Origin of the sequence: Novacetimonas cocois, assembly GCF_003311635.1 — a bacterium.
GTDB classification, from domain to species: Bacteria; Pseudomonadota; Alphaproteobacteria; order Acetobacterales; family Acetobacteraceae; genus Novacetimonas; species Novacetimonas cocois.
In genome coordinates this window covers 160,455-186,201 of the sequence record NZ_QEXL01000005.1, presented here as the reverse complement: position 1 = coordinate 186,201, position 25,747 = coordinate 160,455, and the positions used below count along the sequence as shown (strand labels likewise).

General features: G+C 60.2%; 18 protein-coding genes and 1 pseudogene. 4 read left to right on the top strand and 15 right to left on the bottom strand.

All coding sequences use genetic code 11. The features are described 5' to 3' along the window. Positions 1 to 49: 49 nt before the first annotated feature. The 14 genes and pseudogenes from NJLHNGOC_RS05385 to NJLHNGOC_RS05320 all read right to left on the bottom strand — a co-directional run. Positions 50 to 565: pseudogene (locus NJLHNGOC_RS05385) on the bottom strand (transposase); the annotation flags it as partial. A 381-nt stretch (positions 566 to 946) separates the two neighbouring features. Continuing rightward, positions 947 to 1,756, bottom strand: coding sequence for a TetR/AcrR family transcriptional regulator (locus NJLHNGOC_RS05380; RefSeq protein ID WP_239021355.1), 810 nt, complete (start codon positions 1,754 to 1,756; stop codon positions 947 to 949). Positions 1,757 to 1,867: 111 nt separating this feature from the next. Further along, positions 1,868 to 2,902, bottom strand: coding sequence for a zinc-dependent alcohol dehydrogenase (locus tag NJLHNGOC_RS05375; protein ID WP_113595453.1), 1,035 nt, complete (start codon positions 2,900 to 2,902; stop codon positions 1,868 to 1,870). 19 nt (positions 2,903 to 2,921) lie between these two features. Then, positions 2,922 to 3,938 carry an ABC transporter permease gene (locus tag NJLHNGOC_RS05370; RefSeq protein WP_113595452.1) on the bottom strand — a complete coding sequence of 339 codons (1,017 nt, stop codon included), beginning with the start codon at positions 3,936 to 3,938 and terminating at the stop codon, positions 2,922 to 2,924. Continuing rightward, on the bottom strand, positions 3,875 to 5,380 hold the full coding sequence (locus NJLHNGOC_RS05365) for a sugar ABC transporter ATP-binding protein (protein ID WP_113595451.1): 1,506 nt from the start codon (positions 5,378 to 5,380) through the stop codon (positions 3,875 to 3,877). The genes NJLHNGOC_RS05370 and NJLHNGOC_RS05365 overlap by 64 nt, the downstream gene beginning before the upstream one ends. A gap of 6 nt (positions 5,381 to 5,386) precedes the next feature. Next, positions 5,387 to 6,352, bottom strand: coding sequence for an ABC transporter permease (locus NJLHNGOC_RS05360; RefSeq protein ID WP_113595450.1), 966 nt, complete (start codon positions 6,350 to 6,352; stop codon positions 5,387 to 5,389). An 83-nt stretch (positions 6,353 to 6,435) separates the two neighbouring features. After that, complete coding sequence (locus NJLHNGOC_RS05355; RefSeq protein ID WP_239021354.1) at positions 6,436 to 7,497, bottom strand: sugar ABC transporter substrate-binding protein; 1,062 nt, start codon at positions 7,495 to 7,497, stop codon at positions 6,436 to 6,438. 256 nt (positions 7,498 to 7,753) lie between these two features. Further along, positions 7,754 to 8,842: an aldo/keto reductase gene (locus NJLHNGOC_RS05350; protein ID WP_113595448.1), complete on the bottom strand. Its 1,089-nt coding sequence runs from the start codon at positions 8,840 to 8,842 to the stop codon at positions 7,754 to 7,756. Between the two features lie 182 nt (positions 8,843 to 9,024). Beyond that, positions 9,025 to 9,957, bottom strand: a complete 933-nt coding sequence (locus NJLHNGOC_RS05345; protein WP_113595447.1) for an electron transfer flavoprotein subunit alpha/FixB family protein — start codon at positions 9,955 to 9,957, stop codon at positions 9,025 to 9,027. Continuing rightward, the gene (locus tag NJLHNGOC_RS05340) at positions 9,957 to 10,718 is read right to left on the bottom strand and encodes an electron transfer flavoprotein subunit beta/FixA family protein (protein WP_113595446.1); all 762 of its coding nucleotides are present in this window, start codon (positions 10,716 to 10,718) and stop codon (positions 9,957 to 9,959) included. Before NJLHNGOC_RS05340 ends, NJLHNGOC_RS05345 begins: the two co-directional genes overlap by 1 nt. A gap of 30 nt (positions 10,719 to 10,748) precedes the next feature. Then, positions 10,749 to 11,606 (bottom strand): sugar phosphate isomerase/epimerase family protein, encoded by an 858-nt coding sequence (locus tag NJLHNGOC_RS05335; protein WP_113595445.1) that lies wholly within the window; start codon positions 11,604 to 11,606, stop codon positions 10,749 to 10,751. A 1-nt stretch (position 11,607) separates the two neighbouring features. After that, positions 11,608 to 12,756 (bottom strand): dihydrodipicolinate synthase family protein, encoded by a 1,149-nt coding sequence (locus tag NJLHNGOC_RS05330; protein ID WP_113595444.1) that lies wholly within the window; start codon positions 12,754 to 12,756, stop codon positions 11,608 to 11,610. An 8-nt stretch (positions 12,757 to 12,764) separates the two neighbouring features. Next, complete coding sequence (locus tag NJLHNGOC_RS05325; protein WP_113595443.1) at positions 12,765 to 13,532, bottom strand: 3-ketoacyl-ACP reductase; 768 nt, start codon at positions 13,530 to 13,532, stop codon at positions 12,765 to 12,767. After that, positions 13,529 to 14,671, bottom strand: a complete 1,143-nt coding sequence (locus tag NJLHNGOC_RS05320; protein ID WP_113595442.1) for an acyl-CoA dehydrogenase family protein — start codon at positions 14,669 to 14,671, stop codon at positions 13,529 to 13,531. Before NJLHNGOC_RS05320 ends, NJLHNGOC_RS05325 begins: the two co-directional genes overlap by 4 nt. 707 nt (positions 14,672 to 15,378) lie before the next feature. On the opposite strand from NJLHNGOC_RS05320, the gene NJLHNGOC_RS05315 reads away from it, so the two are divergent. The 4 genes from NJLHNGOC_RS05315 to NJLHNGOC_RS05300 all read left to right on the top strand — a co-directional run bounded on the left by NJLHNGOC_RS05315 (position 15,379) and on the right by NJLHNGOC_RS05300 (position 21,620). Then, positions 15,379 to 16,878 (top strand): aldehyde dehydrogenase family protein, encoded by a 1,500-nt coding sequence (locus tag NJLHNGOC_RS05315; RefSeq protein ID WP_113595441.1) that lies wholly within the window; start codon positions 15,379 to 15,381, stop codon positions 16,876 to 16,878. After that, positions 16,875 to 18,470, top strand: a complete 1,596-nt coding sequence (locus NJLHNGOC_RS05310) for a GMC family oxidoreductase (protein ID WP_165837851.1) — start codon at positions 16,875 to 16,877, stop codon at positions 18,468 to 18,470. Before NJLHNGOC_RS05315 ends, NJLHNGOC_RS05310 begins: the two co-directional genes overlap by 4 nt. A gap of 694 nt (positions 18,471 to 19,164) precedes the next feature. Then, positions 19,165 to 20,709, top strand: a complete 1,545-nt coding sequence (locus NJLHNGOC_RS05305) for a carbohydrate porin (RefSeq protein WP_113595440.1) — start codon at positions 19,165 to 19,167, stop codon at positions 20,707 to 20,709. A gap of 170 nt (positions 20,710 to 20,879) precedes the next feature. Further along, positions 20,880 to 21,620, top strand: coding sequence for a DUF72 domain-containing protein (locus NJLHNGOC_RS05300; RefSeq protein WP_113595476.1), 741 nt, complete (start codon positions 20,880 to 20,882; stop codon positions 21,618 to 21,620). Between the two features lie 117 nt (positions 21,621 to 21,737). On the opposite strand, the gene putA is transcribed toward NJLHNGOC_RS05300, so the two are convergent. After that, positions 21,738 to 25,391, bottom strand: a complete 3,654-nt coding sequence (gene putA / locus NJLHNGOC_RS05295; RefSeq protein ID WP_113595439.1) for a bifunctional proline dehydrogenase/L-glutamate gamma-semialdehyde dehydrogenase PutA — start codon at positions 25,389 to 25,391, stop codon at positions 21,738 to 21,740. Positions 25,392 to 25,747 lie beyond the last annotated feature (356 nt).

Sequence of the window (25,747 nt, the reverse complement as noted above, 5' to 3'; positions counted from 1 at the left end):
GTGAATCACAATGCCCCACTCAGTTCAATAAATTAATAGGTCCTGAACCTAGCTTCGCTTTCAGCGTTTCCCGTCGGGCGAGTTCCTCCGGCGATGCCTGCGGGTCGCTGTCTGTGGCGTCCGCGTGCTCCGCCTGTTCCATCAGCTCCGTGATATCCATCGCCAGCTGTTCTCGCAGCGCCCTGATCCGATCGTAGCGCAGGGAACGGTATTTCGAGGCATCGGCATCGATTTTCGTGCCGTCGATCGACACCACGCCCAGGCGTAACAGGCCCGTCTCGCGCGCCAGAACCCGGACCTGTGCAAATGCAGCTTCAATGGCCACCCGGTTTGTCTGCCGGAAAACGGCAGTCGTGTCGTGATCCGGACACAGGTTCGCCGCCACGAAGCATATGCCGATGTCGCGATATGTCGCCCGCTCGATCCGGCGTGAGGACAAAATCCCGTTTGCATAGCTGAAGATCAGAAGTGCGAGCATCCGCCGCGGGTGATACTGCGCCTTGCCACCCGTGCGCACCGGCACACAAAACGCATTCATCGGAACCCGCTCAACGGCAGCCACAACGTGGGCTCTACCGTGGCTCTTTGGGAAAAAGGGCCGCAGACACTCCATTTGTTCGTCCGTCAGCCAAAACAGGTCGCTCATCTCCAGTCTCCTCACAGAGCCTGAATCAGATTTCCGCAATCAAATCAATGGGGCCTAAGCCTATGGCAACGCGATATCTTATGATTTCTATGGTATTTAAAGGGCGGTTTGAAAAAGCTCTCCCTTCAGATATCCTGCAAATCATAAAGAAGTTTTTGGTGAAGCTTTTTCAAAAAACTTCAGGAAGCGCCTCATTCTTGAAAAAAGTCTGCACCACAATAACTTTGTATTACTTCTTTAAACCATTTCGAAGAAACATTTTTACAAAAATCCCGCATACGAGGATGTTTGTTTTTTCTTTCATTTACAGACGGTCCTGACAATCGTGTCGATATTGAACGCCAACCGCTTGCGCAGCATGCCCGACGCCATGAAATCGCAGTCGAAGATGATGGAACCCGTAAAGCGGTTGGTAATATAATAATACCCGACAGCCGCGATGGTTATATTAAGCTGCATGGCATCGATCCCCGGGCGGAATATGCCTGCCTTTTCCCCGCGCGCCAGAAGGGATTCAACCATATCAAGGCGGTTGCGGCTGATGACCGGCAGCACCTTTGAACCATGCAGATGCACCGCCTTCTGCAGGTTTTCATTGTTGACCAGGGTCAGGAATTCCGGATTGTCCAGATAATATTGCCATGTAAACCTGACAAGGGTTTCAAGCGCGGCCTTGGGATCAAGATGATCGAGTTTCAGGGACTGTTCGGCGCGGCATATATCCGCATAGGCATCTTCCAGCACACGTTCGAACAGGGCTTCCTTGCCGCCGAAGTAATGATAGATCATGCGTTTGTTGGCTTCGGCCTTCTCGGCGATGATATCGACGCGTGCGCCAGCCAGCCCGTTCATTGCAAACTCTTTTTTGGCCGCTGCCAGAATGCGCTTCTGCGTGGCCTCCGCATCCCTTGCATGCGACGTGCCTGTCCTGCCGGCTGACGTTTTCCTTGCCTGTGATCCGGCCCGTTTGGCAACGTTTGATACTTTTGGCATGGGATCTCCTTGCATTGGAAAAGAACCGGCGACGGGTGATACGACGTACGGACCCGATACCGTCCCTGTACCCCGTCCCGGCTCAGGTAACAAGGCATTTACCCGGCGTGAAAACATGCCGCCTCCGACATCGGCGGTGAAGCACGATCCATCCCGACAGGACGGCACGCGCCTGCTTGCGCCCTGTTTTTTGGCGCTTTTTTGATGATGCGGCCGGTTCCTTTGTTTTCACGCGGGCGGGGCGATCTGGACCTTGAGGATTTCCGGCCTGTCCTTAAGCGTATCGAATGCCGACTGGATATGATCCAGCGGCACGACGGACTGTGTAAAAGGTTCCACCTGAAAACGGCCATGCGTCAGCAGGGTCAGGGCATCATGCATGTCCTCACCCATGCCGGCGACGGATCCCTTCATCGAATTTTCCTTCAGGATCATGTCGAGTATCCGCACCGCGACAGTATCATCCGGCCCGGTAATACCAAAGGCCGCGACGTGTCCCCCCGGCCGGATCAGGTCGAATGCCCGTGCATACAGGGCGGGCGATCCGATACTTTCGATCACGATATCAGCCCCCCGCCCGCCGGTGTGCGACTTTACGATATCCAGCATGGTATTCGGATCTGTAATGACCACATCGGCCCCGGCCCGCGCCGCAAGCTCGGCGCGCCGGGGGGACAGTTCCACGGCAATGATCGGGGCCGCCCCCACAAGCCGCATCATCTGGATATGCAGGTTGCCCACGGGTCCGGCCCCCAGCACCACGACCGACTGACCGAAACCGGCCCGGGCCTTGCGCGCGGCACGGACGACGCAGGCCACCGGTTCGGTCAGGGCCAGCACCCCGGCTGCGGCCGTATCCGGCGCGGGAATGATCTGGCGCGCCGGGACGGAAACATACTGCGCAAAGCCGCCATCGCGATGGATGCCGATCTGGCGCATCTGCGGACAGTTCAGGATTTCATTGCGCCTGCAGTAATAGCAGTGACCACAGCCGATATTGATGTCGGCCACCACCCGCTGCCCCACCTGCAGGCCACTTGCCCGTTCGCCCACGCGCGCCAGCGTGCCCGTGAATTCATGTCCCGGAATGAACGGCAGCCTGTCGGCCACGTAATGCCCCTCGAATATATGGACATCAGTGCCGCATATGCCGCAGCGGTCCACCCTGACCAGCACGTCATCGGGTCCGGTGGCAGGTATCGGCACCTCCCGCACCTCGAAATGGCCGGGCGTCACCAGCACGGCCGCCTGCATGGTTTCCATTATCGTTTCTCCCTGACCTCTATTTGACGACGCGCATTTTTGAGCGATCTATTGTTGTCGCGATGGCGATGATCAGCACCACGCCAAAGAAAATCTGCTGTCCGGTGGCGGGAATATTGAAATAGAGCATGCTGGCGCGCACAACCGCGACAATCATGGTGCCGATCAGGGTGTTCAGCACGCCCCCCACGCCGCCCGTCAGTGGCGTACCCCCCACCAGTACCGCGACAATCGCGGGCAGCAGGAAACCCTCTGCCAGGGTGGGCGAACCACCCGAAAGCCTGACCGAGAACATGAGCCCCGCAAGGGCTGCGAACATGCCGGACAGTGCGAAGGCAAGGATCCGGTATCGTTCCGCACGGATGCCGGATGCGACAACCACGGGCTCACCCGCGCCCAGTGCCTTGAAAATGCGCCCCGGCATCATCCGGGTCTGGATGAACCAGGCCAGTGCGACGATCGCAAGCGCCAGGATCAGGGAAACGGGAACGCCCGCCACCTGCCCCGTCATCCAGCCAAAGGCGTGCTGGCGCTGGCCGGTATCCATGTGCAGGGCCTGCTGCCCCGAGGCATACTGCCCCACCGACAGCGCAATCCCCCCCACCGCCAGTGTGGAGATGAAGGACGGCACCTTCAGCCGCGTCGTGACCACGCCCGACACCGTGCCCGCCACAAGCCCCGCGGCGATCACAAGAACCCCCGCCCCGACGCCGAACGTCGGTAACGCGATGGTCGCCAGCACGGTGGACATATTGGCGACCGACTGCGACGACAGGTCGATGCCGCCGATATAGATGACGAAGGTCATGCCCACGGCCATGATCAGCAGCGGCACGACGTCCGCCGCCAGGTTGATCAGGTTTTCGGGGCTGAGGAAATTGATATCCCGCATCCCCACCAGCAGCAGCACGCTGAGCAGCGTGATCCACGGGAAATGACGCCGCAGCCTTTCGGTCAGGGTCAGATCGCCACTTACACCATGTACTGGATGAGATCGTAAAGGGAGGGCTTTGCCTTCGGCTGACAGCTGAACCATTTCTTGATTTCCCCGTCCTTGATGACAGCGATGGTGTGACTGAGGCCGATCGCCTCCTCCAGCGTATCGGCGATCAGGATGATCCCCACGCCGTGCGCCGACATGTCACGGATCATTGCGTAAACATCTTCCTTTGCCCCAATATCGAGGCCACGCGTGGGATGGTCGAGCAGGATGATCTCCGACCCGCTGCTGCGCCATTTCGCCAGCACGACCTTCTGCTGGTTTCCACCAGAAAGATTGCCGCAATCGGCATATTCGGATGGCACCTTGATCGACAGTTTCCCGATCCATTCCCGCGCCAGATCACGCTCGGCCCTGATGTCGAGCACGCCTGCATGCGAATAGTTCCGCATCTGCGGCAGGGTCATGTTCTCGAACACGTTCATGCCGCTTGCGATCCCTTCGATCTTGCGCTCACGCGGCACGTAACCCACGCCTTGGGCGACGCTGTGCGCGGGGCTGAAGGCATGCACCGGCTCGCCACGGATGCGCAACGTGCCCCTGTCGGGGCGCAGCATCCCGAATATCGTGCGCAGGATCGGCTCCCGCCCGGAGCCTTCGACACCGACAAGGGCCAGGACTTCGCCTGCATGAAGCGTAAGGGAAATGTCGTTCCCCTGCCCCGCGATTTCGACATGATCCAGTTCCAGAAGCACCCTGTCAGGGTCGTAGGGGGCCTGCCTGTCCTCGCGGTAATATTCGCCGTTGATGTCGCGGCCGACCATCTTCTTCTGGATGGCGCTGATATCCGCGCCCTTCGCCGCCATGACATCCACCACCACCCCGTCCTTCAGCACATAAATGCGGTCCGACAGCGCGACGATTTCATCAAGCCGGTGGGAGACGAAGATGAAGGACGCACGATGGCGCAATGCCCGCACCACGCTGAACAGCAGCTCGATCTCATCGCGCGACAGCACGGATGTCGGCTCGTCCAGCAGGATGACGAGCTTGCCCTCCACGCGTTCTTCAAGCGCCAGCACCTTGGCCAGTTCGACAAGCTGGCGCTGGGCAAAGGTCAGCCGCGCGGTAATGATGCCGGGATCAATATCCAGCCGGACCTTCGCCAGCTGCCTGCGCGCGGCCTCAGCCATCTTTTTCCAGTTGATCGCGCCGAACCGGACAAAGGGTTTTTCAAAGCCAAGGAAGATGTTTTCCATCACGGTCAGGTTGGGGATCAGGGACTGTTCCTGATACACCATGCCCACCCCGCGTTTCATGGCATCGCGCGGGCTGCGGAAATTGACGGGTTCGCCATCCACCAGCAGCGTCCCGGCATCATGCTGGACGGCGCCATAGATCACTTTCATCAGCGTGGACTTGCCCGCGCCGTTTTCCCCTACCAGCCCGACGATTTCCCCATCATCGATGCGGAAATCCACGCCCTTGAGCACATGCACGCCCATATAGCGTTTTTCGACATTCACCAGTTCGAACATGGCACCTTACTTTACAAAGGAAAGGGAACGCCGGTCGGTGGAAAGATAGACCGCGGCAATAACCAGAAGGCCCAGCACGCCGTCCTGACAGTAATCAGCCAGTCCGATCACCACCATTCCGTTACCGATGACATTGACGATCAGCACGCCCACCAGCGTGTTCCACACGCCGCCTTCACCCCCGCGCAACGCGGTGCCCCCCACCACGACGGATGTGATGGACATGAACATGAAGTTGCGCCCGGTCTCGGTTTCGGCAATGCCAAGCCGCGCCACGGCGAAAATCGCCCCCAGCGCATAGAACACGCCGGCCAGCACGAAGCCGATGATCCGCAGCCGTCCGACATTCAGCCCCGAGGCCCGCGCCAGGTCCTCGCCCCCGCCCACGGCGTAAAAGTTGCGGCCGACCGTGGTATGGTCCTGTATGAACCACGCCACCAGCAGGCACGCCAGCGCCGCATAGGCCATGAGGGGAAAGCCCTCCACCCGCACCGTAAGCAGCGAACGGAAAGGCGGATCGTCGATCAGGATCCGATCCCCCCCGGTAATCAGCAGGGACAGCCCGATCCCCACAAAACCCAGCGACAGGCTGGCCATGAAGGATGGAATCCTGAGTTTCACATGCACGATGCCGTTGATCGCGCCCAGTGCCGCGCCAACCAGCAGCGCGGCAGGCAGCGCCACCCATCCCCGCCCGGCAATCGTGCCGCCAAGCGCATTGAGGATCAGCGCAAAGACCACGGCACAGACCGCGACGGTTCCCTCCATCGAAAGGTCGATCGAACCCATGAGAATGACAAACGTCACCCCGATGGCGACCATCAGCGCGGGCGAAGACGAAATGGCGATACGCGCGAAATTACGCAGTGACAGGAAATTGGGATTGAGCGCCGTAAAAAACAGGCACAACCCCACAAGCACGAGAAGCGGCACCCATTTGCGAAGGGCATCCGTGGCCAGGAACCTGTTCATCGATCCAGCCTCTTTTTTTCCACCGATGAGGAAATCACGGACAGGAAAATCATTGAGGATATTTCCTGTCGCAACAGTTGTTCTTACCCGTACTGGATCTGTCCCCTGGCCAGCGCCCAGAAGTTCTTCCAGTCATATTGCGGGTTGGTATCGATATACCTGGCCTTGAAATCCTGCGCGTCCTTGGTCGTGACCAATGTGGTGGGGCCATAGAATTCGCGGTGTTCGTGTGGTTCCGCCGATGGCTTGAACACACCGGTCGCCGCGTAATAGGCCAGCGACGCCGTAATGCCCCCCGCCCAGTAGGGATTGGTGAAAACCGTCGCCAGGATCTTGCCTTTGGTCACCAGTTCGACCGCCTGCGGGTTGCCGTCATAGGACACCACGGGCATGTCCTCGATCCCCTCGGCACGCAGGGCCTCGATCACGCCATAGGCCATGGTGTCGCTGGCGCAATGCACGCCCTTTATGGAATCGCCATAACGGGTCAGAAAGCCGGACATGACCTGATTGGCCTTCTGGGTATCCCAGTCGGCGGCCTGCACGGCAAGAAGCTGGATATTGGGATATGCCTTCAGCGCTTTGCGAAAGCCCGCCAGACGTTCGATGGCCGGGTTGTTGGAGGCAATGCCACCCAGATGCACGACGCCGCCCTTTCCCCCCATGGCATCGAACAGCACGCGGGCGGTCTGTTCTGATGGGCCAACATCGGACCATGTCATGTGCGATACATAATGATCGCCAAAATCCCATGGATGCAGGTCGTCGGTCTTGTTCCAGATGGTGGAAACATAAGCACCCGCCTTGTTCACCGCCTCCACCACGGGGCGGCAGTTGGGCATGTCGTTCGGATCAACCGCAAGGGCGACGCCACTGCCATAACGGGCCAGCAGGGACTGGATATCCGACAGCGACTTTTCGCTGGAACCTTCGTTTATCAGGTTGATCAGCGCGCTCTGCGGCAGTCCCAGGCTCTGGACAAAGGCATTGCCGCCCGAAACAATCGCGTTCCAGTAAGGATTTGTCCGGTCGCGATAGCTCCACGCGATCCTTGGGCTGTTCGGGGCCGCAGCCCGTGCCGGCGCCGGCCGCAGCCCTGCCGTGGCCGCCGCCCCGAACAGCCCATAGGCTGACATCAGAAGCATGGTGCGCCGATTTAATGTCTGCCGCTCTATATAGGTCTTGATGAACGACATATCTGTCTCCGGAAGGTCTGTTTCGGGTCATGCCGTCATGACACGGCATGTTTCATGGCATTATCTGTATCGAACCAGATAGTTACCGAATTGCGGGCAGCATCCGGGCAGGGCCGCGGGCATTCCCCCGCAAATCCTGACCCTGCCATTGCCCTGACAGGACACATGACACGATGGGATGCCCCAGGGGCTTGATGCGCGGGGCCTAGGGCGCGGGGCTGGCGCTGCTGCCGCCTGATGCGGCCTGCGCCTGGAACATCACGGGATCCGCCGTGTCGGCAACGGGCACGGGGGCGTCTTCGCGCAACAGTCCGCGTTCCTTCAGTTCATGCCAGAACCCGGCGGGAATGGGATGGCGGAACCACCGGAGGTTCTGTTCAAGCTGCGCGACGGTGCGCGTGCCGGCGCAGAATGTCGGAATGGCGGGATGCGCCACGACGAACTGCAACGCCGCCGCGGGAAGCGGCACGTCGTATGCGTGGCAGATCGCTTCGATCCGCGCGACACGTTCCATGACAGGGGCGGGCGCCGGGGCATAGTTGTACTTCGCCCCCTGCACCGCGCCGGTGGCGAGGATGCCGGAATTGAACCCGCCGCCGACCACCACCGCGACCCCCTGTTTTTCGCAAAGCGGCAGGAACCGGTCCAGCGCGTCCTGTTCCAGCAACGTGTAACGCCCGGCCAGAAGGCAGCAGTCGAAATCACGCTGCCGTATGGCATCGTAACAGACTTCCCATTCATTCACCCCGACCCCGATCGCGTTGACCACGCCCTGATCGCGCAGGCGTTCCAGCGCGCGCCAGCATCCATCCATGGCCTGCGAAAAAACCTCGGGCTGCGCCTCGCCCTGGGTAAAGCGATCGATATCATGGATGAAAAGCATGTCTATCCGTTCCAGCGCGAGACGTTGCAGCGAATCCTCGAACGCGCGCATCGTCCCGTCATAACTGTAATCGAACGCCATGGTATTGGGGGCCGCGTTGCTCCACGGCGTGAAATCGATATCGGCCCGCCTGGCAGGATGCAGGACGCGCCCCACCTTGGAGGCGAGGACGAAATCGTCGCGCCTTTTCCAGCGCAGCGCCTGACCAAGCCGGAGTTCCGCCAGCCCGTGGCCATACATGGGCGCGGTATCATAAAACCGGATGCCCGCATCCCATGCGTGCCCGATCATTTCCTGCGCGTCATTTTCCCCCACTTCATGCAGAAAGTTGCCAAGCGGGGCCGTGCCAAAGGCAAAAGCGGTTACCTCAAGGCCCGTACGGCCGAATTTGCGTTTTTCATCAGGGTTCATAGCCTGTCATCCTTGTTATTGCGCCACATCATGTTCTTTCCGATGTGGCCTCTTTTTTTACGGACGGCTGTCATTCCCGTATAAATCCCGGACCCCTGCCTGCGTTTCATCCAGACAGGGACATGAGTCCTAATTGTTTCGTGTGGTGTTCCCCTGCAAAGACATTGTGACTGCCGCCATGATTACAGTTTGGCCGTCAGTTCGGGAATGATGGAAAAGAGGTCGCCCACCAGGGCATAATCGGCAATGCGGAAAATGGGTGCATCCTCATCCTTGTTGATGGCAACGATGATTTTGGAATCCTTCATCCCCGCAAGGTGCTGGATCGCGCCTGAAATGCCGACCGCAACATACAGGTCCGGGGCGACCACCTTGCCCGTCTGGCCCACCTGCCAGTCATTGGGGGCATAGCCAAGGTCAACCGCTGCCCTGCTGGCGCCAACGGCCGCCCCCATCCGGTCCGCAAGCCTGATGATCGTGTCAAACTGCTCCCTTGACCCCACGCCCCGGCCACCGGACACGACCACCCGCGCCGACGCCAGATCCGGCCGTTCCGAAACGGCCACGATATCCTCCACCCACGTCGAAAGGCCGGGATCTGGCATGGCCGCAATCGTTTCAACCGGGGCGGCGACGGTGCCTTTTTCCACGCCCTGGAATACCGAGGTCCTTATGCCCAGAACCTTGATACGGTCTGTCGATGTCACGGTCTGGACGGCATTGCCGGCATAAACCGGACGATCAAAGGTTTCCGCGTCGCGTATGGACGTGACATCGGAAATCACCATCACATCGAGCAACGCGGCGACACGGGGCAGGATATTCTTGGAAAACGCCGTGGCCGGCGCGGCAATGTGCGTGTACCGCTCCGCAAGGGAGGCAACAAGTGCCGCGGCAGGTTCCGCCAGGCCATGGGCCAGCGTCCCGTCCTGCGCCAGCAGCACCTGACCGACACCGTCCAGCCGCGCGGCTTCCGCCGCGGCCTCGGCACCTTCGTCCGCCATGATCAGCACGTCGATCCTTTCCCCAAGGGGGGACAGGGCGGACAGGGCCCTGGCAACGGCATCGGACGCCAGTTTCGCATTATTGACTTCGGCCAGCAGCAGAACAGGCATCACAGGACTCCCGCTTCGTTTTTCAGTTTGTCGATCAGTTCATCGACCGACGCCACGCGTCTGCCTGCCGACCGGTTGGAGGGTTCGATCGTGCGCACCACCTTCAGCCGTGGGCTGATATCAACGTCAAGTGCGGCAAGCGGGCATTCTTCCAGAGGTTTTTTCTTGGCCTTCATGATGTTGGGAAGCGAGACGTAACGCGGCTCATTAAGCCGCAGGTCGGCGGTAATCACCGCAGGCAAAGCGACACGGATGACCTGCAGGCCGCCATCGACTTCCCGCGTCACGACGGCATGTCCCTGCGCAATTTCGATCCGGGAGGCAAAGGTCGCCTGCCCCCAGCCCAGCAGGCCGGCAAGCATCTGTCCCGTTGCATTCATGTCGTTGTCGATTGCGTGCTTGCCCGCGATGACCAGGTCAGGCTTTTCCCGCTCGACAAGGCGCGCAAGGATCCTTGCCACGGCAAGGGGCTCGATATCGAAGTTCACATCCGCCGTCGCATCGACCAGGATTGCCCGGTCGGCCCCCATCGCCAGGGCCGTGCGCAGGATGTCCCTGGCCTGCGGCGTGCCGATGGACACGGCGATGATTTCGGAGGCAATGCCCTTTCCCTTCAGGCGGACCGCTTCTTCCATCGCGATCTCGTCAAAGGGATTCATGGACATCTTCACGTTCGCCAGTTCGACGCCCGACCCATCGGGACGAACACGGACCTTGACGTTGTAATCAATGACGCGCTTTACAGGGACAAGGATTTTCATGGTTTCCCCACAAATTCGGATACGCCGGGTTCAGCACACCGTACGAAAGCGCTCGATCATCACATCGAGCACCTCGGCCGGATCGCGCTTCCACCAGTTGTTCGCGGAAAAGATTTCGACCTCGCAGTATCCCTGATACCCGGCCTGCTCCACCGCCGCGCGGATGGCGACGAGGTCGGCCACGCCATCGCCCATCATGCCGCGATCAAGCAGCACGTCGGCAGTATGTGCCAGCCAGTCGCACAGATGAAACCCGAGGATGCGCCCCCCCGCGCGCGCAAGCTGGCGCGGCAGGTCGGTATCCCACCAGACATGATAGACATCGATCGCAATACCTAGATTATCGGCGCCGATCCGCTCACACAGGTCCAGCGCGTCGCGCGTCGTGACAAGGCACGACCGGTCGCCGCCATAAACCGGGTGCAGTGGCTCCAACGCCAGCCTCACCCCCACCGACGCGGCACGGTTCGCGGCATCCGCCACGTACTGCCCGACCAGCCCGAGGCTTTCGCCCACGCCCTTCGTGCCCGGCTGCACGCCGCCCACCACGATGGTCAGGATGTCACCACCCAGTTCGGCGGTCTGGTCAATCGCGCGATAAAAGTCGTCGCGCACCTCACCTTCGCTACGAAATGCCAGTGGCCCCACCAGGAATGGCGCGCGGCACAGGCCCACGACCCTGACGCCAGCCGCGCGGGCATGGGCGCCGATGGCGGCGGCCCTTCCCTCGATTTCGCGGCGCCAGAACACGATCCCGCCGATACCGCGCCGGGCGCAGGCCTCTATCGTCCGTTCGGGCGACCATCCCCTTCCCGCCCCTTCCATGTTATGGCCAAGGGTCGCGGTATTGAGGGCAAGGCCCGACAGGTCATGACGGAAATCACGCATGTCATGCCCCGTACATCGCCAGAAGGGTTTTCATGCGATCAACGGCAAGCGACGGATCACGCAGCAGCCCGCAGCCGTCCGCCAGCCGGAATATCTCCGTAAAATAGGGCAGCGGACGCATGGCCTGCGCCCCGTTGAGCATGATGAAGTGATCCTGAAACCCGTTCAGCCACGCCAGGAAGACAACGCCTGTCTTGTAATACTGGGTGGGGGCGCGAAAGATCACCCGCGCCAGCGGCACGGTGGGGTCAAGCAGCGCGCGAAAGGCGTCGACATCCCCGTCCCCCAGACGGTTGAGCGCATGCACGGCGGCAAGGGCCAGCGGATCGAAAATGCCAAGCAGCGCATGGCTGAAGCCCTGCGCGTCCCCTTCGATGAGTTCGGGATAATTGAAGTCATCGCCGGTATACATCCGCACGCCCGCGGGCAGACGGCGGCGCAGGATGATTTCCTTTTCCTTATCCAGAAGGGAAATCTTGATCCCGTCGATACGCAGCCGGTTTTCCTCGATGATGGTCAGGACGGTTTCCATTGCCTCGTCAAAATCGTCCGTGCCCCAGTATCCCTTCAGCGCCGGGTCGAACATTTCCCCCAGCCAGTGCAGGATGACGGGCTGGTCACAGCTGTCCAGCACCCTGCGATAGACCCTGCGGTAATCCTGTGCCGAGCGCGCCACCTGCACCAGCGCGCGGCTGGCCATCAGGATGATCCGCCCGCCCACGGCCTGAATGGCTTCGGCCTGTTCAAGATAGGCGCCAGTCACCTGATCGATCGAGATGACGTCACGCGGATCAAGCTGATCGGTCCCGCAGCCATTGCCCACCAGCGCATCGGGCAGTTCGGCCTTCGTCCGGCGGATCAGTTCGAGCGACCGCGACCAGTCAAGCCCCATGCCGCGTTGCGCCGTATCCATCGCCTCGGCAATGCCAAGGCCCAGCCCCGCCAGGTACCGGCGGAAGGCAAGCGTCCTGTCCCAGTCGATCGCGGCCGGTCCCGATGGGTCGGTCGCGGTATGGGGATCGGCCACCACATGTGCCGCCGAATAGACAACGCGCACCGGATCGGGAGGCAGGACCGCAGGGGGAAGTGGTGTGCCGACCAGAAGGTAGTCCACCTTCCGGCCGGTCTGGTCAGGCAGTGCGATTTTCATGGTTCTTCTCAGAAACGGGGCACAAGCATGCCGGCATCCGCCGAAATGACCTGCCCGGTCGTGTAGGGAAGTCCGCCGCTGGCAAGGACGGCGATGACACGGCCCATGTCTTCTGGCGTGCCGACGCGCGGCAGCAGGGTCAGACCATCGGCGGCGCGCCTGCGGTACGTTTCGATGACCGGGGCGGTCATGTCGGTCGCGACCAGCCCGGGCTGCACGTCATAAACAGCAATGTTTTCAGACCCGAGCCTGACGGCGAACGCCTTCGACACCATGGCCGCCGCAGCCTTCGAGGCACAGTATTCCGCCCGCTGCACGGCCACCGCCGTGGCGTTGGAGGACGTGACATTGACAATGGAATAGAACAGGTCGGCATTGCGTTCGCGCGCCAGAAGCCGACGCGCGAACGCCTGCGACAGGAAGAAGAGCGCACGCGCATTGACCGCAAGGCAGCGATCCCAGCTGGCCTCGGTCACGTCCAGCAGGTCCCCACGCTGGAGCACCCCCACGCCGGCATTGTTGACCAGCGTCGTCAGTGGTCCCAGCCGCTCTTCGATCAGGGCCAGGTTTTCGGCATGGGAGGCGACGTCGCTTACATCGAAGGCCACCGCCATGACCGGGGCGCCAAGCGCCTGCATCTGGCCGATGGCGCCATGCAGTTCGTCATCTTCCACCGGCCCGTTGATCGCTACCCCGAAACCGGCCTGCGCCAGGGCCTGCGCCGCCGCAAGGCCGATCCCGCGCGAAGAGCCGGTCACCAGCGCCACCTGTCTCATGCGCGCGCGCCTTTTTTCATCAGCTCGCGCGCAATGATCATGCGCTGGATCTGGTTGGTACCTTCATAGATCTGGGTAATCTTGGCATCGCGGTACAGGCGCTCGACCTCGAAACCGCGAATGTATCCCGACCCGCCAAAGACCTGCACGGCGTCGGCCGTGCGGGCCACGGCCATGTCGCCGGCGAAGCACTTGGCCATGGAACATGACCGCGTGGCGTCATGCCCCCGGTCGATCTTGACTGCGGCGGAATGCACCAGCAGCCGCGCGGCCTCGATATCCTTTGCCATGTCAGCCAGCAGCCACTGCACGCCCTGGAACTCGGATATCTGCTTGCCGAACTGTTTGCGCGTGCCGGCATAATCGACGGCCGCCTCCAGCCCTGCTTGGGCGATGCCGACCGCAAGGGCGGCGATGCCGACGCGTCCCTTGTCAAGCACGCTCATCATCATATGGAATCCGCGCCCGGCCTCCCCCAGCAGGGCATCGGGGCCAAGACGCACGTCGGAAAAGGTAAGGCCACCAACCTGGCTGGCGCGCTGTCCCATCTTGTGTTCCTTGGGCCCGCGCTCGATACCGCGGGCGTGAAGGTCGACGATGAAGATCGACATGCCACGGTTGCCCGCTTCCCTGTCCGTACGGGCAAGGACGAAGCCGGTATCGGCGACAGGCGCGTTGTGAATCCACAACTTGCCGCCATTAAGGACCCAGCCATCGCCATCCTTTACCGCAGTGGTACGGATGCCCGAGACATCCGTGCCGGCCTCCGCCTCGGTAATGCAGTAGGCAACCTTGCGCTGCATGCTTATGACTTCGGGCAGCATCTTCTGCTGGACTGCAGTGCCATGACGGACCAGCAATGTGGAAATCAGTTCAACCAGCCCGCACTGATCGGCGACGCTGGCATATCCGCGCGACAGTTCCTCCATCACGACGGCATAGGTCAGCGTGTCGAATCCGGGACCGCCCAGTTCTTCCGGAACGCCAATTCCGAACAGCCCGACTTTGGCCATCTCGTCATATATTTCAGAGGGGAAGCGTTCTTCGCGGTCCAGTGCCTCGGCGGCCGGGCGGATGACCTCATCCGCGAAGGCTCGCGCCATGTCGCGCACCTGTTCCTGGGTGTCGTTCAGATACATTCCGGCATTTCCTGCTCTTATACGAACTAACTAGTTACATACGTCTTTCGCATCCGAAGGGCAAGGACAAAGAATGGCGTCTTTTGTGAATGTTCTTTTATTTTACAACGATTATAATCACGCGACGGTGTACTTTCCGTGACGGGGTTGCGGGAAATCTTTATCCCCAATCACCCTTTTCCGCCTTTCGCGGGCCATCTTTCGGCTGATACGCCGGCCCCTTCCCGTTCCAGGGGCGACATTGTTTGCGGTATCCCTGAAATATATCACATAAATATGAATTAACCCTGTCGGCACGACGCTCTATCACATACGTAACCAGATGGTGCATCTGGATGATGTCGTTCCAAAAAAACAAGTGCGGTTGCCAGAACGCGGCCAGACACAAATCAAAAATACAGGACATCGACCAATGATTGTTTTCCCCGGTTCACGACAGGCGGCATACAGGCACGAACGTCTTCGTGTAATCCCTGGGGAAAATCCATCGCGCCGCGTCGGCATGCAAGTGTCCGCGCGCGCCTGTTCCTGAAACGGCGGCGTAATTCCTTCCCGTTACATAAAATACCGCATGCAACGACTGTATTTCCATTTCGTTCATGGAATCCGGGCGCTTTTACCCAACTTCGGGACACGTTGTTTCAGGTCACAGATCACGCATCCGCCATGCACGGAATGGGCGGATCAGAATAACAGAGAGGCCGTCAATGCACGAAACGAGACACGGGGTCGCATTACCCGAAACCCCGCGCGAATTCGGTTTCTTTATCAATGGTGGATGGCGTGGGGACCGCGACCTGTTCGAACGCAACTCCCCCAGTCACGACATACCGGTCACACGCACGTCCCGCTGCACGCCCGAGGATGTCAATGATGCCGTTGCCGCCGCACGCGAAGCATTCGAAGACCGGCGATGGTCCGGTCTGGCGGGTGGGGCGCGTGCCGCCGTGCTGCTGCGGGCGGCCGAAGGGATACGTCAGCGCCGTGAGGAAATTGCCACGTGGGAAGTACTTGAAAACGGCAAGCCGATTTCCCAGGCACGGGGCGAAATCGATCACTGCGTCGCCTGTTTCGAAACGGCAGCGGGGGCCGCGCGGCTTCTGCATGGCGAAAGCTTCAACAACCTTGGCGACAGCCTGTTCGGCATGGTGCTGCGTGAGCCGGTCGGGGTGGTAGGATTGATCACGCCGTGGAATTTTCCCTTCCTGATCCTGTGCGAACGGGTGCCGTTCATCCTGGCCTCGGGCTGTACGCTGGTGGTCAAGCCTTCAGAAATGACAAGTGCTACGACGCTGATCCTTGCGGACATCCTTGCCGGGGCAGGCCTCCCCGCAGGTGTCTATAACGTGGTGACCGGAACCGGAAGCAGCATCGGCCGGGCGCTGACGGAACATCCGGACGTGGATATGCTGTCATTTACCGGCTCGACCGCCGTGGGGCGATCATGCGTGCGTGCGTCGGCCGACAGTAACCTCAAGAAACTGGGGCTGGAACTAGGCGGCAAGAACCCCATCATCGTGTTTGCCGACGCCAATCTTGAGGACGCGGCGGATGGCGTGGCCTTTGGCATCAGTTTCAATACCGGACAATGCTGTGTCTCCTCCAGCCGTCTGATCGTCGAACGTTCGGTCGCGGAAAAGTTCGAAAATCTGCTGGCCGAGAAGATGAAGAAAATCCGTGTCGGCGACCCGTTCGACCCGCAGACGCAGGTTGGCGCCATCACCACGGCCGCCCAGAATGACACGATCCTCAACTACATCGCCAAGGGCAAGGCGGAAGGTGCCAGGGTCGTGGTCGGGGGCAATGCCCTGCAGTGCGGCGGTGGACGCTTTATCGCGCCGACGCTGTTTTCGGGGGTTACACCGTCCATGACCATCGCGCGGGAGGAAATATTCGGCCCGGTCCTGTCATCTTTCCATTTCGACACGCTGGATGAAGCCATCGCGATGGCGAACGACACGGTCTATGGACTGGCGGCCTCGGTCTGGTCGCGCAACATCAATCACGCGCTGGACGTCACGCGACGCGTTCGGGCCGGGCGTTTCTGGGTCAACACCATCATGGCGGGCGGCCCGGAAACGCCGACCGGTGGCTTCAAGCAGTCGGGCTGGGGCCGGGAAACGGGACTTCTGGGGGTCGAGGAATATACCCAGGCCAAATCCGTCCATATCGATACTGGCGAACGTTCGCACTGGATTTCATCATGATGCAGGGGTTTGATTACATCGTCGTGGGGGGCGGATCGGCTGGATGCGTTCTTGCCACCCTTCTGTCCGACAATCCCTGCGCCCGGGTGTGCCTGATCGAAGCGGGGCAGCGCGATACCAATCCCCTCATTCACATGCCCATCGGCTTTGCCAAGATGACGACAGGGCCGCTGACGTGGGGATTGACGACCGTGCCGCAAAAGCACGCCAACAACCGGAAGATACCCTATGTGCAGGCCAAGGTTCTGGGGGGCGGATCCTCCATCAATGCCGAGGTCTATACCCGGGGCCATCCTTCCGATTATGACCGATGGGTGGAAGAAGGCGCCGAAGGCTGGGGATTCAAGGATGTCCAGAAATACCTGCTGCGTTCGGAAGGAAATACGTTTCTTGCCGGTTCATGGCATGGAACGGACGGGCCGCTTGGCGTTTCCAACCTGTCCACGCCCCATCCGGTCAGCCGCGCCTTCGTGCAGAGCTGTCAGGAAATGGGCATTCCGTACAATCCCGATTTCAACGGCCCGACACAGGAAGGGGCCGGCATTTACCAGATGACGATCCGCGATAACCGTCGCTGCTCCACGGTACGGGGATATCTGCGCCCGGCCCTGAAACGCAAGAACCTGCATGTCATCACCAATGCCCTGGTGCTTCGCATCCTGTTTACCGGCTCCCGCGCCACGGGCGTCGAATACGCCGTGCGGGGCCGGACGCATACCCTGCTGGCGGAACAGGAAATTATCGTGACATCCGGGGCCATCGGCACGCCCAAGCTGCTGATGCTGTCGGGCGTCGGGCCGGGGTCCCATCTGCGGCAGCACAACATACGCGTGGTGCAGGACCTGCCGGGGGTGGGAGAGAACCTGCAGGACCATTTCGGTATTGATATCATAGCGCAGCTCAAACATAACGACAGCTTCAACAAATATGACAAGAAATACTGGATGCTGTGGGCCGGTCTGCAATATGCCATGTTCAATTCCGGCCCCGTAACGTCCAACGTGGTGGAAGCCGGTGCCTTCTGGTATTCGGATCACAAGGCCACCTGCCCGGATCTGCAATTCCATTTCCTTGCCGGTGCTGGCGCGGAAGCAGGCGTCAGTTCCGTGCCAAAGGGCACGTCGGGCATTACGCTGAACAGCTATACGCTACGTCCGAAATCACGTGGCAGCGTAAAGCTGCGTTCGGCCAATCCGGCCGACAAGCCGATTGTCGATCCGAACTTCCTTGCCGATCCGGATGACCTGCGCGTGTCGTGCGAGGGCATAAAGCTCAGCCTTGATATGTTCAATCAGCACTCCCTTCGTAAATATATCGATAAAATCTGCTTTTTTAATGGAAATACTCCAACACAGGAAACGTTGCAGGATTATGCACGTGAACATGGCCGGACATCGTATCACCCGACCTGCACGTGCAAGATGGGACGGGACACGATTTCCGTCGTTGATCCCGATTTACGTATTCATGGTCTGGATGGCATTCGTATCTGCGACAGTTCGGTCATGCCCTCCCTTATCGGTTCCAATACAAATGCACCCACCATCATGATAGCGGAGCGGGCGGCGGATCTCATACGTGGAAATGCATGATATCCTGATGGAATGTTTGAAAACATAACGGACGTTTTCAGGAAACATCTTTTTTAAGTATGATGTTCTTCAAATATTTTGAAAATCTTTACTAAAAAAACTTCTTTCTGATTTTTGGAATGTCCCGGAGGCAGGATTTTCAAACAGTCTTCGGGACCAGTCCTGCCGGAATATCTGTAAGTTTTCTGAAGAGTATTGTGGAATTCAAACTTTTTCCATGAAACAGACATGGTTCAGGCGAACTTGAAATACTCGACAAACAAACTGAAATAATACTTTCATACTGCAAATATTTTTTCTCAAGACTGCAATGCGCGGCCTTCATGTCGTGCATTGTCCCATGCGGTTGCATGTATATGTTCCGCCCCCGTCTCATCAAAGCTGATCTCATATCCCACAAAACAATAATAAAAGTGGAGATAAAATGGCATACCAGAGACACCAGATATATCAGGAATCGAAACGGAAATTTCCTTCCCTGGAATTCCTGTCAGGAACGAAAGCGCGCCTCAGCCCCGCGCAAGTCCCGTTGAACGTCACGGAATATCAATGGATCAACCGTGATTATCTTCCCCCTTCCGGCATGAATGACGCAAGGCAGCCGGACAGCGCGAAGACAGAACCAGCCTGCCTACAGCACAGGCAGGGTCCTGCCGGCAGGTGGGCAGGAACCGCAGCCCTGATTTCCTCCATCATGGCAACCGTTTTTTTCCATCCGCTCGACAGCCATGCGCAGGAACGTCCCGTTACCGTTTCACAGACCCGGGTCCAGGCGACCCAGGTCCAGACACAGACAAATACCCAGCCCGCGACGACAACTCCGTCTTCATTGAATAACCGTCGCAGGTTTTATGCCCCCAATCCGACGAAAACCATCCAGCCCACGCAACTGCCAGTCGTCAACCTCCATGCGGGCGAGCGGGAGCCAGCCGTCGTGTCGGATACGACCGAGAACAGCTTTTTTCCAGCCAGCTTCCATGACTGGCTGACGCAGGATACCATGACCGGGAACTGGGCCGGCAGGCGGACATGGCTGATTGACAAGGGCGTCACCATAACCGGGCATTATTTTCAGGACAGTGCCGGAAATCCCATGGGCGGCAAGTCCAAGGATGTCCGTTACGCCCATGAAATAGGCATCAATGTGGATTTCAACCTCAAGAAACTGACGGGCCTGCAACTGGGCCTGTTCCATTTTACCGTGACGTCCCGCGCGGGCAAGGGACTTGGCGAGACACTTCCCGCACTTGACAGCCCGCAGGAAATCTATGGCTCGCCCACCGTGCGCCTGACGCTGCTGGCATGGGAAATGCCCTGGAATCGTTATGTCTCGACAAATGTCGGCGAAATAAATGCCGAAACGGACTTTGAAACATGGTCCATATACTGGGGCATGAACAACTACTGCCAGTTCCAGAGCAATGCGATCTGCGGCATGCCCCAGTCGATTGCCTACAACTCCGGCTACAGTTACTATCCGACGGCCCATCCGGGTGCGTGGGTAAAGTTTTACCCTGCGGGAAATAATCATTATTCCATCCAGTTCGGCGTCTATTCGGTCGATCCTTCCATCGCCAATACCCATAATGGCTGGAAAATGAACCTTCATGATGCAATCGGCACCTTCATCCCCTTCCAGCTTGTCTGGCATCGGGGGGGCAAGGACGATTATTCCGGCCCGCTTCAGACCAACATCAAGATTGGTGGCTACTGGGATACGTCGGAGGTCAAAAATGTCTATTCCCATCTGGGAACCTTCGATATCGCCGCCCGCTACCTTGCCGTCGCGCCTGTCGCCAACGTGCGGGGACGCTTTGGCGGATGGTTCCAGTTCGACCGGATGCTGGAACGTGACAGCAATGATGCGCGCAGGGGCACATCGTTCTTCGCTTCCTTCACATGGGGCGATCCTCGCACCTCCGTTGCGCCCTATTTCGTGGATGCGGGCATCACCCGCAAGGGAACGTTCCCGGACCGTCCCAATGATACCGTCAGCTTTGGCATGAAAATGCTGTGGGTCAACCGCAAGCTGACAAACTGGGTGCGCGACATACAGGCCACGGGCGCGACCGACATATACAAACCCTCCGGCGAACCCGCCATCGAACTGAACTATGGCTGGCGTCCCACTCCCTGGCTTCTGATCAGGCCGGGCGCGCAGTATATCTGGAGCACCGGGGGAACCAACCGTTACCGCAATCCGCTTATCGTGGACTTTGAAACCGGCATTACATTCTGACCGAACCGCCCCGGGATAACCGGGGCCAATGCCTTCCCGCGGATGCATGAACGGCAACAGGCGGACAGGACCTTATGCGGGAGGCCGACCTGTTTCATACGGAGTGGAATTTGACCGTTCCTTTCGAAAATGGCGTCATTCATCAATGTACGTCACAGGGGGAAACGTTCATGTCCATTCGCATCGGCGTTGCCGGCTGGTCGATCCCTTCCGCGCTTACCGGGCAGTTTCCCACGACCGGCACGCATCTTGAACGCTATGGCGCACGCTTCCCGGCCGTCGAGATCAACAGCAGCTTCTATCGCCCGCACCGGCGCGCCACCTATGAACGCTGGGCCGCAAGCGTGCCGCCCGGATTCCGCTTTTCCGTCAAGCTGCCAAAGGCGATCACGCATGAACGCCGCCTGATCGACTGCGGTGCGCTCATTGTTCGCTTTGCCGAGGAAACGGATGGCCTGGGCGACAAACGCGGCCCCATTCTGGTCCAGCTTCCGCCAAGCTTCGCCTATCCCGGAGACGTTGCCGAACGTTTCCTTGATGATCTGAAGGCCGCGATCGCTGGCGCGGTTGTTCTGGAACCACGGCATGCCAGCTGGTTCCAGCCGACGGTCGATCACATGCTGCAAAGGCGGCAGGTATCGCGGGTCGCGGCGGACCCGGCCAGGCCGCCGCCAGCGGCACAGCCCGGAGGGTGGAGCGGCCTTGCCTATTTCCGGCTGCACGGCTCCCCGCGTATCTATGAATCAGCCTATGGGAAGGACGCCATCGAAGCCCATGCGAAAGTCGTCACTTCGCTTGACGCGCGCGGCATTGATGTCTGGACGATTTACGACAACACCACCTATGGCGCCGCCACGCAAAACGCGCTTGAACTGATGGATGCGATCGTCCGGGACAGTCCCGGAAATTAAATCGTTCAGGTACCGCCCACCGCAATCAGAGACAGGCATGGAGTGCACCGCAATCATCCATGCCTGCCGGAGCCTCCTCTCAGGGCATTCTTCTGACCGGATGCCCTGTTTCCTGACCTATCCGACCGACATCAGGCTGGCATTGCCACCTGCCGCCGCCGTGTTCGTGCTGCAGCACTGCTCTTCCATCAGGAACTCACGCCCCGGCCCGTCATCGTTCATGAGGAAGACAGAGGCAATCGCACCCGTGCCCTGGGCAAGACTGCGCGTGATTTCCTGAAAATTCCCGTCATCCTGCGTCCCGATCACCACGGCACAGGTCTGCTGGTGGATATCGGGGGCATGACGGACGCGTGTTGCGATCTGTGGGGGAAGCGCCGACAGCCACGCTGTCTCGGCCTGCGCTCCTGCAACGAATACCGTATTGCCACCCGAAAGGGCCAATGACACCGCCTTCAGCAGCGCCTCGCGCGTTCCGCCACCCACGCACAGCACGTTGCCACGCGGCATCAGGCGATAGACGTTTTCCTCCCCGACCGGGCCGGGAAGTTTCATTTCCGCACCGGTCAGGGGGATTTTCATCATGCTGGCGACATGGCGGGCGACATCACCGTAACCCTGCCCCAGAAGCCAGTCATGCCACGTCTGCATGAAGGCGGGCGTTTCGCCTGCTTCCATGCCCGGCAGGCTGCTGAAAGCGGGACATCGCGCCACAAGGCGGCGCAGGATCAGCGGACCGCCAGCCTTTGGCCCGGTTCCCGACAGGCCCCGCCCGCCAAAGGGCTGCACCCCCACCACGGCGCCGATCGTATTGCGGTTGACATACAGGTTCCCCGCATTCAGCCGCCGGGTGACATGCCGGACCGTGGAATCGATGCGGGTATGCAGCCCCCCCGTCAGACCATAGCCCAGCGCATTGATGTCATCGATCACCCTGTCCAGTGTTTCCCGACGATAACGCAGCACATGCAGGACAGGCCCGAATACTTCCGGCCCCAGATCCGAAATGGAATCAATCCCGATCAGCGTCGGCGGCACGAAGCTGCCCTGATCGCAGTCCCCCGGCACAGGCACGGAAAAGACCGGCGCCCCCCTGCCCCGCAGGGCATGGATATGGCTGCGTATTCCATCAGCAGCATCCGGCGTGATGACGGGACCGACATCGGTGGACAGCATGGCGGGATTGCCCAGCCGCAGCTCACGCATCGCGCCACGCAGCATGGTCAGCACATGATCGGCACAGTCCTCCTGCACGCACAGGATGCGCAGGGCCGAACACCTCTGCCCCGCGCTGTCGAAGGCGGAAGCGACAACATCGGTGACGACCTGTTCGGCCAGGGCGGAGGAATCGATGATCATGGCGTTCTGGCCGCCCGTTTCGGCAATCAGCGGCACGGGCTGGCCTGCATGGTCGCGACGTCCGCACAGCTGCCGGTTTATCGACTGCGCCACCATTGTCGAGCCGGTGAACATCACGCCTGCGACCTGTGCCGCCCCGACCAGTGCCGCCCCCACGTCGCCATCGCCGGGCAGCAGTTGCAATACGTCAACGGGCACGCCCGCCTCATGCATGATGACGACGGCCTGTGCCGCGATCAGGGGCGTTTCCTCCGCCGGTTTGGCGATGACGCTGTTCCCGGCGGCAAGGGCTGCGGCCACCTGTCCGGTGAAAATCGCCAGCGGGAAGTTCCACGGACTGATGCACGCGACCACCCCCAGCGGAACATGCGTGGCGCTGTCGAAACCATCGCGGATCTGTGCCGCGTAATAGCGCAGGAAATCAACGGCCTCCCGAATTTCGGCAATCGCATTGGGAAAGGACTTTCCGGCTTCTCGCACGATCAGGCCAAGCAGCGCGTCGCGTCGCGCCTCCATCAGGTCGGCAGCCCGTTCCAGTATTTCGGCCCGTATGGTCGCGGACTTGGCCACCCACGTCGCCGCCCCTTTTGTCGCACTGTCCACGACAGCGGGAATTACGGCAGAATCAGCGGGCGTCCATGTTCCCACCCTGTCGCGCCGGTCGGCCGGATTGCAGACATCGCGTGCCTGTCCCGCCGGGATCGGTACGGCAAGCATCGGCCCACACGTCCACTGCGCGGCCGACGCCGCCAGCCCCCTGCCCAGCGCCGCGAGGCTGTTTTCGTCATTGAGGTCCAGCCCGGCAGAATTGCGCCGGGATGGCGCGAACATGTCCGGGGGGGCTGCAATCGCGGGATTGGGGCTGCCATACGGGACGATGGCGTGGGCGATCGCCACCGGGTCGGCCACCAGCGTGGAAACGGGAACCCGTTCATCCCCGATCTGGTTGACAAAGGAGGAGTTCGCCCCGTTTTCCAGCAGACGACGCACCAGATAGGCCAGCAACGTTTCATGGGTTCCGACGGGCGCATAGATGCGGGCGGGACGGTCCAGATGCTCCGGCCCCACGACCTCCCCGTACAGGGGTTCGCCCATGCCGTGCAGGCACTGGAATTCATAGGAACCGACATGGAATTCCTTGCCCGCCAATGTGTAGATGGTGGCAAGCGTACGGGCGTTATGGGTGGCGAACTGTGGAAAGATCACATCGCGCGCATCCAGCAGTTTCCGCGCGCACGCGATATAGCTGATGTCGGTATGCACCTTGCGGGTATAGACCGGAAAGTCCTTCACGCCGTCGATCTGGGCTTTCTTGATCTCGCTGTCCCAGTATGCGCCCTTCACAAGGCGCACCATCAGGCGATGTCCGGTGCGGCGCGCCAGGTCGATTATGAAATCCAGCACCATTGGCGCGCGCCGGCCATAGGCCTGCACCACGAAACCGATACCGTTCCAGCCCTGCAGCGCCGGTTCCTGACACAGTCCCTCCAGCAGGTCGAGCGACAGTTCCAGGCGTTCGCTTTCTTCCGCATCGATATTGAGGCCGATGTCATACTGCCGCGCCAGCACGGTCAGTTCGATCACCACGGGCAGGAGTTCCGTCATCACGCGCTCCCGCTGGGCGCGGCTGTACCGCGGGTGCAGCGCCGACAGCTTGATGGAGATGCCGGGACGTTCATAGACATTCGCCCCGCGCGCGTTCCGCCCGATGGCATGGATGGCGGTCACGTAATCCTGCCGGTAACGTTCGGCGTCCTGCGCCGTCAGCGCCGCCTCCCCCAGCATGTCATAGGAATAGCGGAAACCCCTGGCTTCCAGCTTCTCGCTGGTTTTCAGAGCGGCCTCGATCGTCTCGCCCACGACGAACTGTTCGCCCATCATCCGCATCGCCACGTCCACGGCCCTGCGGATGACAGGTTCGGCGCCACGCGCCACCAGTGCCCTGAGCGTATCCGCAAGGCCCGCTGGATCATGCCCGGCGGCCTGCGTCAGGCGGCCCGTCACCAGCATGCCCCATGCGGCGGCATTGGCGAACAGGGGACGGTCACGCGAAATGTGCGCCATCCAGTCGCCCGACCCGATCTTGTCACGGATCAGCGCGTCCCGCGTGGCATTGTCCGGAATGCGCAGCAATGCCTCCGCCAGACACATGAGCGCCACGCCTTCGGCCGAGGAAAGGGAGAATTCCTGCACCAGTGCCTCGACCCCGCCCGGACGGCGGTTGCGGCGCAGCCCTTCGGTCAGGCGCGTCGCAAGGGCCGTCACCTGCGTGGCTTCGTCCGGGGCCAGTGTCGCGGCAGGGGTCAGTGCGGCGACGCATTCGCCTTCGGGACGGCGCAGCGCATCGGTTATCCGTTGCCGCAGGGGGGATGGAGTCTCCACTGGACCAGAAAAATCTTTAAAAAACAGCACGATAAAGATTCCAGACAGATGATGGGGGCAGGAAGGGCGCCCGAATGATATAAGAATGTCAGGATATTATATGATTTGAAAATTCATAGCATATTTTTCGCCTCCATCGTCGCGGCCCGCAGATGAAAGCAGCAGACGGACGTGAAAGGTTTTTCGAAGCAGGTCTTTGATAAGAATAAAAATTTCCGGGAACAGCCTTCCTGCGCAACGGCGACAGTCCCTGAAGCTTTTTGCAAAAAGCTTCACCAAAAACTTCTCTGCTGGATACGCAGGATGTCTGATGGAGGTTTCGTGCGACAGCCCGACCGTGGTTTTAGCAGGCCGAAACGGGCGTCGTTCCGTCAGGTGCGGCAGGC

Coding starts and splice junctions, on each gene's coding strand:
- NJLHNGOC_RS05355 (WP_239021354.1), bottom strand. CDS start 7,497: ATGCTTCTGATGTCAGCCTATGGGCTGTTCGGGGCGGCGGCCACGGCA.
- NJLHNGOC_RS05305 (WP_113595440.1), top strand. CDS start 19,165: ATGGCAACCGTTTTTTTCCATCCGCTCGACAGCCATGCGCAGGAACGT.
- NJLHNGOC_RS05330 (WP_113595444.1), bottom strand. CDS start 12,756: ATGAAAATCGCACTGCCTGACCAGACCGGCCGGAAGGTGGACTACCTT.
- NJLHNGOC_RS05345 (WP_113595447.1), bottom strand. CDS start 9,957: ATGCCTGTTCTGCTGCTGGCCGAAGTCAATAATGCGAAACTGGCGTCC.
- NJLHNGOC_RS05320 (WP_113595442.1), bottom strand. CDS start 14,671: ATGTATCTGAACGACACCCAGGAACAGGTGCGCGACATGGCGCGAGCC.
- NJLHNGOC_RS05375 (WP_113595453.1), bottom strand. CDS start 2,902: ATGGAAACCATGCAGGCGGCCGTGCTGGTGACGCCCGGCCATTTCGAG.
- NJLHNGOC_RS05360 (WP_113595450.1), bottom strand. CDS start 6,352: ATGAACAGGTTCCTGGCCACGGATGCCCTTCGCAAATGGGTGCCGCTT.
- NJLHNGOC_RS05325 (WP_113595443.1), bottom strand. CDS start 13,532: ATGAGACAGGTGGCGCTGGTGACCGGCTCTTCGCGCGGGATCGGCCTT.
- NJLHNGOC_RS05300 (WP_113595476.1), top strand. CDS start 20,880: ATGTCCATTCGCATCGGCGTTGCCGGCTGGTCGATCCCTTCCGCGCTT.
- NJLHNGOC_RS05315 (WP_113595441.1), top strand. CDS start 15,379: ATGCACGAAACGAGACACGGGGTCGCATTACCCGAAACCCCGCGCGAA.
- NJLHNGOC_RS05350 (WP_113595448.1), bottom strand. CDS start 8,842: ATGAACCCTGATGAAAAACGCAAATTCGGCCGTACGGGCCTTGAGGTA.
- NJLHNGOC_RS05370 (WP_113595452.1), bottom strand. CDS start 3,938: ATGGTTCAGCTGTCAGCCGAAGGCAAAGCCCTCCCTTTACGATCTCAT.
- NJLHNGOC_RS05310 (WP_165837851.1), top strand. CDS start 16,875: ATGATGCAGGGGTTTGATTACATCGTCGTGGGGGGCGGATCGGCTGGA.
- NJLHNGOC_RS05340 (WP_113595446.1), bottom strand. CDS start 10,718: ATGAAAATCCTTGTCCCTGTAAAGCGCGTCATTGATTACAACGTCAAG.
- NJLHNGOC_RS05380 (WP_239021355.1), bottom strand. CDS start 1,756: ATGTTTTCACGCCGGGTAAATGCCTTGTTACCTGAGCCGGGACGGGGT.
- NJLHNGOC_RS05365 (WP_113595451.1), bottom strand. CDS start 5,380: ATGTTCGAACTGGTGAATGTCGAAAAACGCTATATGGGCGTGCATGTG.
- NJLHNGOC_RS05335 (WP_113595445.1), bottom strand. CDS start 11,606: ATGCGTGATTTCCGTCATGACCTGTCGGGCCTTGCCCTCAATACCGCG.